General features: G+C 67.9%; 13 protein-coding genes and 1 pseudogene. 8 read left to right on the top strand and 6 right to left on the bottom strand.

The window, feature by feature from the left end; all coding sequences use genetic code 11:
* Both HKK72_RS29165 and HKK72_RS29160 read right to left on the bottom strand, forming a co-directional pair.
* The coding region (locus tag HKK72_RS29165; protein WP_187237644.1) for an ATP-binding cassette domain-containing protein at positions 1–363 on the bottom strand (363 nt) is incomplete at its 3' end.
* Entirely contained in the window at positions 347–1,105 is a 759-nt protein-coding gene (locus HKK72_RS29160; RefSeq protein ID WP_187237643.1) for an IclR family transcriptional regulator, read from the bottom strand. The genes HKK72_RS29160 and HKK72_RS29165, both read right to left, overlap by 17 nt.
* 214 nt (positions 1,106–1,319) lie before the next feature.
* Here HKK72_RS29160 and HKK72_RS29155 point away from each other — a divergent pair, with 214 nt between their 5' ends.
* Both HKK72_RS29155 and HKK72_RS29150 read left to right on the top strand, forming a co-directional pair.
* Complete coding sequence (locus tag HKK72_RS29155) at positions 1,320–2,075, top strand: YqjF family protein (protein ID WP_187237642.1); 756 nt, start codon at positions 1,320–1,322, stop codon at positions 2,073–2,075.
* A gap of 9 nt (positions 2,076–2,084) precedes the next feature.
* Positions 2,085–2,300 (top strand): hypothetical protein, encoded by a 216-nt coding sequence (locus HKK72_RS29150; protein ID WP_187237641.1) that lies wholly within the window; start codon positions 2,085–2,087, stop codon positions 2,298–2,300.
* A 66-nt stretch (positions 2,301–2,366) separates the two neighbouring features.
* Here HKK72_RS29150 and HKK72_RS29145 read toward each other — a convergent pair whose 3' ends face one another.
* Positions 2,367–2,753, bottom strand: coding sequence for a hypothetical protein (locus tag HKK72_RS29145; RefSeq protein ID WP_187237640.1), 387 nt, complete (start codon positions 2,751–2,753; stop codon positions 2,367–2,369).
* Between the two features lie 98 nt (positions 2,754–2,851).
* The gene (locus tag HKK72_RS29140) at positions 2,852–3,625 is read right to left on the bottom strand and encodes an SDR family oxidoreductase (protein ID WP_187237639.1); all 774 of its coding nucleotides are present in this window, start codon (positions 3,623–3,625) and stop codon (positions 2,852–2,854) included.
* A 123-nt stretch (positions 3,626–3,748) separates the two neighbouring features.
* On the opposite strand from HKK72_RS29140, the pseudogene HKK72_RS42915 reads away from it, so the two are divergent.
* From HKK72_RS42915 to HKK72_RS29125, 4 genes and pseudogenes are all read left to right on the top strand, one after another.
* Positions 3,749–4,129 (top strand): annotated as a pseudogene (locus HKK72_RS42915) (sugar phosphate isomerase/epimerase family protein); the annotation flags it as partial.
* A gap of 64 nt (positions 4,130–4,193) precedes the next feature.
* Positions 4,194–5,621, top strand: a complete 1,428-nt coding sequence (locus HKK72_RS41505; protein WP_410050353.1) for a bifunctional sugar phosphate isomerase/epimerase/4-hydroxyphenylpyruvate dioxygenase family protein — start codon at positions 4,194–4,196, stop codon at positions 5,619–5,621.
* Positions 5,622–5,760: 139 nt separating this feature from the next.
* Positions 5,761–6,432, top strand: coding sequence for a TetR/AcrR family transcriptional regulator (locus HKK72_RS29130; protein WP_187237638.1), 672 nt, complete (start codon positions 5,761–5,763; stop codon positions 6,430–6,432).
* Positions 6,433–6,511: 79 nt separating this feature from the next.
* On the top strand, positions 6,512–8,344 hold the full coding sequence (locus HKK72_RS29125) for a WD40 repeat domain-containing protein (RefSeq protein ID WP_187237637.1): 1,833 nt from the start codon (positions 6,512–6,514) through the stop codon (positions 8,342–8,344).
* A 64-nt stretch (positions 8,345–8,408) separates the two neighbouring features.
* Here the strand turns inward: HKK72_RS29125 and HKK72_RS29120 are convergent, their stop codons facing one another.
* Complete coding sequence (locus tag HKK72_RS29120; protein WP_315987496.1) at positions 8,409–8,705, bottom strand: CPCC family cysteine-rich protein; 297 nt, start codon at positions 8,703–8,705, stop codon at positions 8,409–8,411.
* A 481-nt stretch (positions 8,706–9,186) separates the two neighbouring features.
* Entirely contained in the window at positions 9,187–10,230 is a 1,044-nt protein-coding gene (locus HKK72_RS29115) for a dihydrodipicolinate synthase family protein (protein WP_187237635.1), read from the bottom strand.
* Positions 10,231–10,299: 69 nt separating this feature from the next.
* Between HKK72_RS29115 and HKK72_RS29110 the strand changes: the two genes are divergently transcribed.
* Positions 10,300–11,205 carry a LysR family transcriptional regulator gene (locus HKK72_RS29110; protein ID WP_261987306.1) on the top strand — a complete coding sequence of 302 codons (906 nt, stop codon included), beginning with the start codon at positions 10,300–10,302 and terminating at the stop codon, positions 11,203–11,205.
* Positions 11,206–11,554: 349 nt separating this feature from the next.
* Positions 11,555–12,097 carry a hypothetical protein gene (locus HKK72_RS29105; RefSeq protein ID WP_222721275.1) on the top strand — a complete coding sequence of 181 codons (543 nt, stop codon included), beginning with the start codon at positions 11,555–11,557 and terminating at the stop codon, positions 12,095–12,097.
* The last annotated feature ends 441 nt before the right edge of the window (positions 12,098–12,538 follow it).

Here is a 12,538-nt window from a genome sequence, read left to right as displayed (position 1 = left end):
GAGCCGCTCCTTCTTCGGCACCGACCGGTCGATGCCGTACTCGACGTTCTTCGTCACCGTCATCCACGGGAACGCGGACGCCTTCTGGAAGATCATCCCGCTGCGCGGCGGCTTGCCGTACCAACTGATCGACTCGCGGCGTTCGGGCTTCTCCAAACCCGACAGAATTCTCAGCAGCGAGCTCTTCCCGCAGCCTGACGGCCCAACGAGGCAGATGAACTCCCCCGCGGCGACGTCGAGCGTGAGGTGCGACAGCGCGGCGGTGACCTTCTTGTCCCTGCGATAACTGAAACTGAGGTCATCGAGCTTCAGGAACGGCTGGCCGACCCCCGACCGCGTCAGCACGTCAGGCAATGTGATCAACCTCCGATGATGATCCGGCCGCGGTCTCGATCGCCCGCGCACACGCGCTGATCTGCTCGACCCAGGCCGGACGCGATGTGGCACGGAATCTGACTTGTGGTGCGAAGACGGTGAGGGAGTGCACGCGGCCCGACTGCGGGTCATGCAGCGGCACGCCGACGGCCACGCTGCCCTCGCTGCGCTCTCCCTGGCTCATCGCCCAGCCGGCCGTTCGGACGCGCTGCAGTTCGGCCTCCATCTGGGCGACGTCGGTGAACGTCTGCTCGGTGTAGCGCTCCAGTGGCCGGCCGAGCACCGCCTGACGCAGTTCGTCCGGACCGAAGGCGAGCAGGATCTTGCCGCTCGCCCCCGCGTGCAGCGGACCCTGCGAACCGACCTCGTGGACATAGCGCAGTGGCTGTCTGCTCGGGAACTCGAGCATGCACACGCGGCTCGTGCCGGCGACGCTGAGCAGGCTGACCGTCTCACCGATGGAGTCGCGCAGAGCGATCATGTGCTGAGGCGCCCACCGCAGGACCGAATCGCGGCCGATCGCCTGCTGGGCGACGACCAGGAACCGCTGACCGAGGCCGTACCCGCCGTCGGGCAGATGCCAGACCCAACCCCGCTCTTCGAGCGAGCGCAGCAGGCGCAACACCGTCGGCTTGGGCAGATCGAGACGCTGGCTCAGCGCCGTGAGCGTCTGCCCATGGGCGCTGCCGAGCTCCTCGAGCAGCTCCAGGAGCCGATCACTTGATCGCAATTGTTTCACCTACCGAAACAAAGGAGTACGCTGGCCGTAACAAGAGCTTGACAGTAGCAAGGGCCCAAAAAGCAGGCAACAGTTATCCGAAAATTGGGTGTCCGAAACTTGCGCCACATTATGCGACCTGCGGGTTCTCGCCGAAGCGGCACCGAGCCGATACCGCGGACGACCCGGATACGGCACTGGACGCGGTCTTTGTGATGATGGCCAGATGAGCGTCGAACCGGTCAGCCCGCAGGCCTCGCGGCCGGTGCGCCGTTCATTTCTGGTCCAGCGCTGGCACGACCTGGCGTTCGTGCACTGGGCCGCGGCGCCGCGGACGGTACAGCCCTTCCTGCCGGAGGGCACCCGAGCGGACACGCTCGACGGCGTGACCTACGTCGGCCTGATCGGGTTCAGGATGGTCCGCATGGGCCTGCTGGCAGGCCCCGGCCTCCCGTACTTCGGCACGTTCTGTGAGACCAACGTCCGGCTGTACTCGGTCGACGGCGAGGGCAGGCGGGGCGTGGTGTTCCTGTCCCTCGACGCCGCGCGCCTCCTGCCCGTGCTCATCGCCAGGGCGAGCCTGCGGCTGCCGTATCAATGGTCGGCGATGCGGCTGGATCGCGACGGCGACGTCTACACCTACACGAGCCGGCGACGGTGGCCCGATGCGCGGGGCGCCCGGAGCCGGATGGTCGTGCGGGTCGGCGAACCGATCGCCGAGCCCACCGCCGTGGAGCACTTCGTCACCGCGCGCTGGGGTCTGCACGTACGGGCCCACGGCCGCACGCTGTACCTGCCTAACATCCACCCCCAATGGCCGCTGCACCGGGCGCGACTGCAGGACCTCGACGCGGACCTCGTCGCGGCCTCCGGTCTGCCCGCGTTCACGGAGCCGCCCGCCAGCGTGCTGTACTCCCCCGCCGTGGCGGTGCGTTTCGGCGCTCCGATGGCCTTGCGGCGGTCGCCGCCGGCCCTCGAATAGTTCGGCTCCATGACGCGGGGGCGATCCGTCACCGGCATGCCGGTGTACGTCCACGCGGCCCGTGACGTACGGGTGCGCGGCCACCGGATCCAGCTGATCCGGATCCTGGACAACCTGCTCGACAACGCCCGCCGGCACGCCCGGGCCACGGTCGAGGACTCACCACACGGCGCCCGATTCGTCCTCAGACTGCCACCTCTGGACACCCGCCCGGCCGGGGTCTGACCGCCCTTGCGCGTGCGCCGTCAGGTCGTCGCACCGAGCGCTCGGCCTTGACCGGACGTGAAGTGGTCACGCAGGGCAGGCGGTCCGCAGTTTGGTCCTCGCTCTGGTGATGGCGGTCAGATCCGGCGCACCGTCGAGATCGCCCGTATTCATCCGGCGCAGTCCGGCGGCCACGTCACCGTAGGCGGCAGCGACCTCGTCGGCGGCCGCTTCGATATCGCCGCGCGCCTTCTGTCCCTCCGCGACGATCTCGAGACTGGCCTTCTCGTACGCCTGGATCACGGACCGTATGTCGCCGCGAGCCGTGGAATGCCGGACCTGCACGGCGTCCATGGTCGAAATGATCTTCCGGCAGGCCTCTTTGTCCTCGCCGCCGGAACCGCATGCGGTGACGGCGGCCACAGCCACTCCGGTCAGAAGAGTTCCAAGGAACCTGTTGGGCGTCCCGCGCATCGACATCTCCATTGACTGGCTCATGGTCACGTTGGCTCTTGGACGCCTCGGCGGCACCTTCGGTTGCCCTGCTCGAAACGCGGAGCCGGCGGACGTCGTCAGAGGGACCCGACCAGGCCTCCGTCACAGCGGATCTGCGCACCGGTCACGTACGACGCCGGTTCGCCGCAGAGGAAGGCGACGACTGCGGCGAACTCCTCCGGCGTGCCGTAACGGCCCATCGGGATGGCCGCCTGCGAGCGCCGTCGCGCCTCCTCGGCCGAGACCCCCTCGCGCTCGGCCCGGCCGGCGTCGATCTGCACCACCCGCGCCGTGTCGATCCGGCCGGGCAGCACCATGTTGACGGTCACGCCCAGTGCCGCCACCTCGCTGGAGAGCGTCTTGAGGTAAGCCGCGAGCCCGGCGCGCGCCACGTTGGACAGCGCGAGGTTCTCGATGGGCTGCTGTACGCCGCTGGACCCGATCGCGACGATGCGGCCCCAACCGCGATCGCACATGCCGGGCAGGACGAGGGAGACCAGCCTGATCTGCTGCGTGACGAGCTGATGGAGGGCCTTCTCCAGATGGTCGGGGGACATGTCCTTCGCGGTGGAGGGCGGCGGCCCGCCGCTGTTCAGTACGAGCACGTCGACCTGGCCGAAGTGGTCGAGTGCCGCCGCGACCAGCCGGTCGGGGGCGTCCGGCGCGGCGAGGTCCACCTCCAGTCCGCGCCCGTTGGACAGCCGTGCGGCCTCTCGTTCGGCGACGTCTCCGCGCCGTCCGCTGATGACGACGTTGGCGCCCTCGGCGTCAAGGGCACGGCCGACGGCCAGTCCCAGTCCCGAGGTGGATCCGGCCACGATCGCGGTCTTGCCCCTCAGCCCGATGTCCATCAGATTCCGGTCTCCTTCGACGCGTCGAGATGTGCTCGCAGAATAGGGCGGAGCGCGTCGGAACGGTCGCGGCTGTGGTGAAGGCGTCGAAGGGTGAGATATAACTAACGTACTAGTTCGTCCATGTGCGAGAAGGCGAGTGTCGCCATGCGCAAGTCCATCGCCACGGTGTCACTCAGCGGCTCGCTGGCCGACAAGCTCACGGCCGCCGCCAGTGCCGGCTTCGACGGCGTCGAGGTCTTCGAAAGCGATCTGCTCACCAGCCCGATGCGGCCGGAGGACGTGCGGCGGCGGGCCGCCGACCTCGGCCTGAGCGTCGACCTCTACCAGCCGTTCCGGGATTTCGAAGCGGTCCCCGCCGACGTGCTCGGCCGCAACCTGCGCCGCGCCGAGGGCAAGTTCGAGGTGATGGGACGTCTCGGCGTCCAGCAGCTGCTCGTCTGCTCGAACGTCTCACCCGACGCCGTCGACGACGACGCGCTCGCCGCCGAACACCTGCGGCTCCTCGCCGAGCGGGCCGCCGAGCACGGGATCAGGATCGCGTACGAAGCGCTCGCCTGGGGCCGTCATGTCGACGACTTTCGCACACGCCTGGCCGATCGTGCGGATGGCCGACCACCCGCATCTCGGGATGTGCCTGGACAGCTTTCACATCCTGTCGCGCGACTCCGACCCAGGCGGCATCGAGGAGATCCCCGCCGGCAAGGTCCTCTTCCTCCAGCTAGCCGATGCCCCACTGCTGGCGATGGACGTTCTGCAGTGGAGCCGCCACTACCGATGCTTTCCCGGGCAGGGCGACCTCGACGTGCCCGGCCTGGTCGCCCATGTACTGAGAACCGGCTACTCGGGACCGCTGTCGCTGGAGGTGTTCAACGACGTCTTCCGGCAGGCCGCCGCCGTCCGTACCGCCAGGGACGCCATGCGCTCCCTCATCGCGTTGGAGGAGTCGGTCGCCGAGCGCCTCGCTGACTCGCCTCATGCGGCCGCGCTGACCGTCCCGCCCGGCCCGGTGGTCCCGACCGGCTTCGCCTTCGTCGAGCTGGCCACCCCGGGCACCGGCCGGCTCGGGAGGCTGCTCGCCGCCCTCGGATTCGTCCGTACCGGAGTGCACACCGGCAAGCCGGTCGAGCTCTGGGAGCAGGGGCAGGCCAGAATTCTGCTGAACACCGGCGACCCGGAGAGCGACGACGGCCCGGCGCTCACCGCGATCGGATTGGAGAGTCCCGACCCCGCGAGCTCGGTCAAGCGCGCCGAGTCGCTGCTCTCGCCGGTGCTGCCGCGGCTGCGCGCGCCACATGACGCGCCCCTGGACGCGGTCGCGGCGCCCGACGGCACCGAGCTGTTCTTCTGCCGTACGGCCCGGCCGGACCATCCGAGCTGGACCGACGACTTCACAGGCGACGCCGCCGAAGCCCTCCGTGACCCCGCCGCCGAGATCACCCACATCGACCATGTGGCCCTCACCCAGCCGTGGCACCATTTCGACGAGGCCTCGCTCTTCTACCGCAGCGTCCTCGGTCTCCGGCCGCACGAAAGCCTGGAACTGCCCGACCCCTACGGCCTGCTCCGCAGCCGGGCGGTCTCGAGCGCCGACGGCGGGATCCGGGTGGCCCTCAACGTCGCCTACGTCGGGTCCCACCCAAGTGCTCCTGACACGCCCTGGCAGCATGTCGCGCTGGCCAGCCGGGACATCATCGCCACGGCCCGCCGGCTGCGCGCCGCCGGCACGGTGCCGCTGCCGATCCCGGCCAACTATTACGACGACCTCGAAGCCCCCTACGACCTGGGCTCCGAACGCCACCAGGCGCTCCGGGAGTTCGGCCTGCTCTACGACCGCGACGATCACGGCGAGTTCCTGCACCTCTACACGGTCACCACCGGCCGGGTCTTCTTCGAGATCGTTCAACGGGTCGGCGGCTACCGTGGATACGGCGCGCTCAACGCGCCGATCCGGCTGGCCGTCCAGCATGTCCAGCCCGGTGCGCACCCCGGATGACGGCCTACCGCACGGACCGTCCCGGCCGTGGCGGGCGGCACCCGCCGGTCAGAGCCGGAGAGAGCGTCGGGTACGGAGTGGCTTCACGCCGTGCCAATAAGATGAATTCGCGTCCACTCGTCATTTCTGATGGAGCCACATGCCCTCGCAGCCCGTCACCCCGACATCGGGGGAACGCCAGCGTGACCCCGACCGCACCAAGGCCGAGATCCTCGAGATCGCCCAGCGGGAGTTCGCGCGGCACGGGTTCGCCGGCGCCAGGGTGGACGAGATCGCCGCGCTCACGCGCACGACCAAGCGGATGATCTACTACTACTTCGGCGGCAAGGAACAGCTCTACATCGCCGTTCTGGAAAAGGCCCATACCGAGGTCCGGACCACCGAAGCGACCATCGACGTCAAGCATCTCGCCCCGATCGAGGCCATCCGCACCCTGGCCGAACTGACCTTCGACCACCACGACGCCCATCAGGACTTCATCAAGCTGGTCAGCATCGAGAACATCCACCAGGCCGAGCATCTGCGTAAGTCGGAGGTGCTGGTGAACCTCGGTACTCCGGTGACCGACCTCATCTCGCAGATCCTCGATGCCGGCCGGGCCGCCGGGGATTTCGTCACCACCGCCGACGCCGTCGACGTGCACATGATGATCAGTGCGTTCTGTTTCTTCCGCATCGCCAATCAGCACACGTTCGGCACGCTGTTCAGGCGCGACCTGACCGCGACCGAACACCGCACCCGGCACCGCGAAATGATCGGCGAGATGGTCGTCGCCTACCTGACGGGGGCGGGCGGCCGCGCGCTGCGCTGAGGTCGGATCGGAAGAGAAAGACGACGGGCATCGTGAGCCTGCGCCGTCATGCGAGCTGAATGGGGGCTGTGGAAAGGACATGGATCGATCTGCACCCGCACCCCGGCTGGTGCGGCTTCCCGAACCACCGTTGATCGATCTGATCACGCCGCTGGTCACCGCAAAATCTGTCGGAGGGCCGCTGGAAGCCCTGGTCGTCCTGCCCGACGGCGACACCTGCGTCGCGGACACCGGTCGCCTCGATGTCGTGTCGCTGTCCACCGGCGAAACGGTCAGGCAAGTCTGCGTCAGCGACTACGGGGTCGGCACAATGGCGCTGGCCGGCGGCAGCCGACTGGTGACCACCGGTGGCTTCGCCTTGCAGGTCTGGGATACCGACCGCTGGATCGTGACCAAGCACCTGGCCGATCTCGACCGCACGGTCACCGGCATCGCCGCCGCCGGAGATGTCGTCGTCACCGGTGGCTGGAACGGCGCGCGAGTGTGGGACCTTGCCGCCGGTTCGTGTCGGTTCGAACTCCCCGACGCCGGAGAAGTGACCGCCGTCGCGGTCACTGCCGACGGCTCGCATGCCATCACGTTGAACCACGACGACCGTGTCGTGGTGTGGGAGTTGAAAAACGGCACCGCCGTACGGACACTGCGCGCCGCCGATCCGCGGATCGCGCCCGTCGACTGGAATCGGAAGGTCGATTGGGAACATGAACCGCCGTTGGACGAACTCGCCCGATCCACCGTGCTCGTCGACCCCGGCACCGATCGGGTATTCGTCGCCAAGGGTGGTATCGCCTCCGGCCCGATCGCCGACCGACTCCGCCCATGGGGCGCCGCTGTTGATCACCCGGCGAAGGTGATGGCGTTGCGGCCTTCGGACGGGGTCGTCGCGGTCGGTGACGATGAATCGGTCCGTCTGTTCGATCGCGACGGTGGTCTGATCGGTGTCCTGGGTCCGACGTTCACTCCCGTACGCGCACTCGCGTTCGCTCCGGACGGTCGTCTCGTCTGCGGCCTGGCGATCGGCCAGATCGAAGTATGGTCCTCCGACCTCGACCCGCACTGGTCCCACCGGCAAGCGCACACCAAACCCGTGTGGCGCACGAGCACTGATCGCACCGGTCGATACGGCATGTCCGTCGCTCGCGGCCGCGACCAGGAGACCCGGCTGTGGGACCTTACCCACGGCCGTCCGCTCATCGACACCGACCTGCCGAGGGACATCAGCTGGTACCGCCCGGCCGGCGTCGCTTCCATCGCGGACGCCGATCCCCGGCTCGACAGCGACGACGGAACCCGCACCGTGACCCTCGAAAAGGCCTCCGAGCCAGAACGCGGATACCTGGTGAGCTGCCGCGACCTGCCCACCGGGACACCGCGGTGGAGCCGGGCCGCGGAACGAGATCGCCATCGTGAGCGCGGGTGGTATCCGGCCTGGATGGTGCTGCCACCTGAAGCTGACGTGGTCCTGCTCTGCACCGATGATCCCACCGACGACGATCCGGCCCACGTGACCGTACTCGACCTGAATACCGGGCGAGAACGCGGCCGGTTCGAGATCCCGGACTGTCGCCGACCCCAGCCACAGGTCCGTGCGGATGGTTCGGTGTTCCTCCGCCACGACGGCCCGAATCGGACGGTTCGCCTTACACGGCTGGACTGGCGCGCCGGCACCACCGAGCCCTACGCGGAGCTTCCCGGCCGTTGGAACGCCCTGGTATGCGTCGACGGCCTCGTCCTCACCACCGTCGACAACGAGGTCCAGCTCATCGAACCAGAGACCTCCCGGCTGGTCGCCTGCCTCACCCTCCCAACGAAACTCAATCCCTGGTCGCTGGCCGCCGGCCCCGACGGACGCGTGGCCCTCGCCGGCGACGACCACGGTTGCATCCACATCTTCCAGATCGAACCAGCCTGAACACCGCACACTCACCGACGCGATCGTGTCCGGCCTGCCATCCCGCGTACATCCAGCAGCGTCGTCAACGAACGTCCTTGCCTCGGCCCTCCTCGTACAGCGGATGCTCGTGGGGGTATGGCTCGCGTACGAGGTGAAGACAGCGGCGGTCACTGGCTCCGTACGCGGCGAAGTTGCGGCGGGCCTGGGTGAGACTGAGGTCGTAATTGGGGCCGCCGCGTACTTCGCCGGCGTCATGGTCGTCTTGGTCGTCGTCCTCCCAGAAGCACACGCGGCAGATCTCGTGCATGCCGCGTTCACGAAGGGTGAGGTATCCGCAGCACGGGCATGGATAAGGCTCGTCCCGGGGTGGGCGGCGCACGTTGAAGAACACGCCTGCATTCTTCCCAGAGGCGGGCGCTCTCGCCTACGCCATCCGCCCGGTCATCTCGTCTACCTCTGAATTCATACCGGCCGCGCGCTGGGCCTCCGCCAGGAGGCCTTGTGTAGTGAAACCGGCAGACAGCGACACAGTTTGATCTTACGGACGGGAGATGAGCAACGACGGCATGTGGAGTGAGTACGACCCGAGTCGCCCCGAGAGAAGGCTGCGATGGAAACGCGTGGCGATGAGCGCCGTGCCCGTACTGGGTGTTTGCTGGATCCTGTACCTGTTGCTGGACCCCCCAGAAGTCCGAATGGACGCGGACAACCGGCAAGAATGCGACAGCGTCATGGCTTCAAAGGACAGCGCCCAGATCGCTTGGAATGAAACGGCGGCAGACCCTGGCCTTGTTCTATGCCAGGGGGCCGCTTTGCAGCGGCTGGGTTGGTCGGTTCTACTGGCCGTGCCCACCACGATTCTAGGGGTTACTGTGGCGTTTCGGTGGCCACGCAAGGAGCGATGAGTTCCACTGGTCATTGGTCACATCCTGAGTCATCATCCTCAGCTGCTGAGCCTGGGGGCGATAGTTGGCCTCTAGGGTGATCGTCGGCCCAGATCCGGGCTGTGCCGGAAGATCGGCGAGCTGTTTGAGCGCCTGGTTGATCGTGTCTTGCCCGGCGGGTAGCAGCGGCAGTCGTACGTTCGGAGTGGGGATGTGGCCTTGCGCGTGCAGGACGCCCTTGATCACGGTGGGGTTGGGTTCGGCGAACGCGGCGGCCGACAGGGCGGACAGGCGGTGTCCGAGGTCCCGGGCCCGCGGGAGGTCCCCGCTGAGCCAGGCGGCGGCCAGTTCGGTGAACCGGCCGGTGGCCAGGTGGGCGGAGGCCAGGATGCCGCCGGTAGCGCCGAGCGCGAGGAGCGGTGAGACGAACAGGTCGTCCCCGGCCAGGACGGCGAAGTCCGGCGGAAGGTCGCCGAGCAACTCCACCGCGTGCGGGTCGATGCCGCCGACCGCGTACTTGACTCCGACGATCCCGGGCAGTCGACCCAGCGCGCGCAGGCAGGCCGCGTCGAGTTGCTGCCCGGTGCGATACGGGACGTGGTAGACGATCAACGGTACGGGGCTGGTGGCCGCCAGATGAGTGAAGTGGGCCAGCACACCGGCGTGCGTCGGCCGGGTGAAGTACGGCACGGGGACCAGCGCGGCCGTCACGTCCGGCCACGCCGCGAGCTGCGCGAGGGCGGTCGCGCTGGCGCGTGTGTCGTTGCTGCCCGCACCGATGATCAGGGTCGCGTCACGCTCGCGGCAGACCCGGGCGCACACGTCGATGACCGCGCGCCTCTCGGTTTCGGCGAGGGTGGCGGCCTCGGCGGTCGTCCCCAGCGCGACGATCCCGGTGGCGCCCTCAGCCAGAACATCGTGAGCGAGCTGCTCCAGGGCGTCCGTCGCGAGCCGGCCGTCAGCGGTCAACGGCGTGATCAGCGGTACATGAATCCCACGGAGGGCGGTGTTCAAGGTCATGGTCACCAGCGTGTCCCGGCGGCCTTGTGCAGGTCCAGTTCGCTTTTGTGGACTCGAGCGTAAGCTGAGATGATGCTCGACGTTCGTCGTCTGCGCCTGCTGCGCGAACTCGCCCTGCGTGGCACCATCGCCGCCGTCGCCCAGGCGCTGTCGTTCAGCCCCTCGGCGGTCTCCCAGCAACTGGCCGTCCTGGAACGCGAGGCGGGCGTACCGCTGCTGGAACGGACAGGGCGACGGGTGCGGCTGACCCCCGCCGGGCAGAACCTGGTCCGTCACGCCGAGGTGGTCCTGCAACGCCTGGAACAGGCCGCCGGCGAGCTGGTCGACGCCCGCCACGGCCTGGCCGGCCCGCTGCGCATCGGCACCTTTCCGACAGCGGCGCGAGCGATCCTCCCGACCGCTCTGACCGCCCTCGCCCGTGAGCACCCCGGCCTGGAGCCGATGGTCTCGGAGGTTGATCCGGCCGACGTCGCCGACGCGCTGCGCGCCGGTGACCTGGACCTCGCACTGATCCACGACTACGACTTCGTACCTCAGCCGACCGAACCAGGCCTGGCCACCCACCCACTGTGCAGCGAATCGGTGTATCTGGCGTCGGCTGCTCCGATAGGGGCCTCTGACGACCCGGCGATCACCGACTGCGAGGACATGCCCTGGATCACGGCGATCCCGGGCACGGCCTGCCACGCGATGACCATCCGGGCCTGTCAGGCCGCCGGTTTCACCCCACGCGTCCGGCATCACATCGATGAGTTCGCCACCGTGCTGGCCCTGGTCGCCGCCGGGCAGGGAGTCGCGCTGATCCCGCAACTCGGCGCGGTGAATCCGCCACCCGGCGTGGTGCTGACCCGAATGCCGATCCGCAGGCGGACCATGACCGCCCACCGCGCGGGAGCCGACGCGCACCCCGCTGTCGCCACCGTCACCGCCGCCCTGCGCACCGCTGTCCCCGCAGGACTCGAAACCGAACAATGACCGGGGTGCCATTGCGAGTTCGCCGCAAACAACGAGGAACCCGTCGTATCGACCGGCGAGGCTCGAGGGCATGTTCCCTCCGATTCCTGGCACCTCGACGGCACTCCCAGCCAAACCCCAGCCACGGAATCGGCGACAGCTTTCGCATCACCAACGCCGGGCAACTCCTCGCCGAGGTCGCCCGCAGCACCACCAAAGTGGTCGCCGATTCAAAGCCCGAAAGCCTGAGAACGCCCGGCAAAACGGCAGCCTTTATGACCTCGCCGCCGCATCCTCGGCAACTGCAGCACGCTCGGCCCGAGACGAGGCACGAGCGACCGCTGGGTGCCGGTATCAGTAACGTTTACGGGTGCTTCCCGAACCGTCTGGCCTCGATCGCCTTACCGTCCTGGCTGATCACGGCCAGTTCTATCTGCAAGATCTCCAAGCTCACGGGTTGTGGATGCGCTCGCACGCTGCAGACGACCTCCACGCTCCCGCCGGATGGACTCAAGAGGCCGTAGACCTCCACCGCATCGGCGTGCAGCCGCACTCGATCGCAGTCGGAACGGCCAGAAGCGACATAGTCGAGACGACGCTGCTCTTCCACTCCGCCGCACCCCCGATGAGCCTTCAGGATGCCGAACACGTCGTCGAGGCCGGCATCGACCTGCCCAACAGTGACCTGGCCATCTACGGCCCCGCAGATGATCCCGGTCAAGAACGGCACATCAGCGTCACCGCAGGTCACTACCGGGTGCGGGTGTCCTACATCCCTTCTGACCTACCAGCCGCCGGGTTCGATGACTCCGAGTACGGCGACCATTTCCGCTACCAACTCGACCTGTGGCCAGCGGACGAGCGGGCACCCCTCGCCGTGTTGAAACAAGGCCCGAATCCCTGGGCCACTTGATCTTGATCGCTGCTCATGACTGCCACCCACTGCCGATCGCCTTCACTGCGCACACTGACCCGATCCGGCGCGATGCACTACGGATCCTAGATCCGGCGTCAAGCCTCGACCGAGGTTGCACACGGATTGGCGCTGTTTGCCGCTCTTGTCCTGGCGCTGTTCACTCAGGGCTCGCCTGGTCAGTCGTGGCGTGGTGATTGCCGGCTTTTAGCTTGCCTGGTCACAGACTTGGGTGTCACTTTTTCTGCTTGATCGTCCTGTTTAAAGTCGTACCCTCTCCGTGTTCATTCAGCTGCGGAGGGCGATATGACCGAGGTCAGGGAGCAACTGGAGAAGCTTGGCGCGGCGCTGACAGATCGGGGACTCAGGGTCCGGTTGGCGGTGGATGATCCGCCGCTGTTGCATGTGGTGAACCCTGGGCCGCCGCTGCTTCAAGAGCAG

Source organism: Actinomadura sp. HBU206391 (assembly GCF_014323665.1).
In the GTDB taxonomy this organism is placed as follows: domain Bacteria; phylum Actinomycetota; class Actinomycetes; order Streptosporangiales; family Streptosporangiaceae; genus Actinomadura_C.
The sequence above is the reverse complement of the archived record's forward strand: the minus strand, read 5'-3'. Positions and strand labels throughout refer to the sequence as shown.

Coding starts and splice junctions, on each gene's coding strand:
- HKK72_RS29155 (WP_187237642.1), top strand. CDS start 1,320: ATGAGCGTCGAACCGGTCAGCCCGCAGGCCTCGCGGCCGGTGCGCCGT.
- HKK72_RS29150 (WP_187237641.1), top strand. CDS start 2,085: ATGACGCGGGGGCGATCCGTCACCGGCATGCCGGTGTACGTCCACGCG.
- HKK72_RS29145 (WP_187237640.1), bottom strand. CDS start 2,753: ATGCGCGGGACGCCCAACAGGTTCCTTGGAACTCTTCTGACCGGAGTG.
- HKK72_RS29140 (WP_187237639.1), bottom strand. CDS start 3,625: ATGGACATCGGGCTGAGGGGCAAGACCGCGATCGTGGCCGGATCCACC.
- HKK72_RS41505 (WP_410050353.1), top strand. CDS start 4,194: ATGTCGACGACTTTCGCACACGCCTGGCCGATCGTGCGGATGGCCGAC.
- HKK72_RS29130 (WP_187237638.1), top strand. CDS start 5,761: ATGCCCTCGCAGCCCGTCACCCCGACATCGGGGGAACGCCAGCGTGAC.
- HKK72_RS29125 (WP_187237637.1), top strand. CDS start 6,512: ATGGATCGATCTGCACCCGCACCCCGGCTGGTGCGGCTTCCCGAACCA.
- HKK72_RS29115 (WP_187237635.1), bottom strand. CDS start 10,230: ATGACCTTGAACACCGCCCTCCGTGGGATTCATGTACCGCTGATCACG.
- HKK72_RS29110 (WP_261987306.1), top strand. CDS start 10,300: ATGATGCTCGACGTTCGTCGTCTGCGCCTGCTGCGCGAACTCGCCCTG.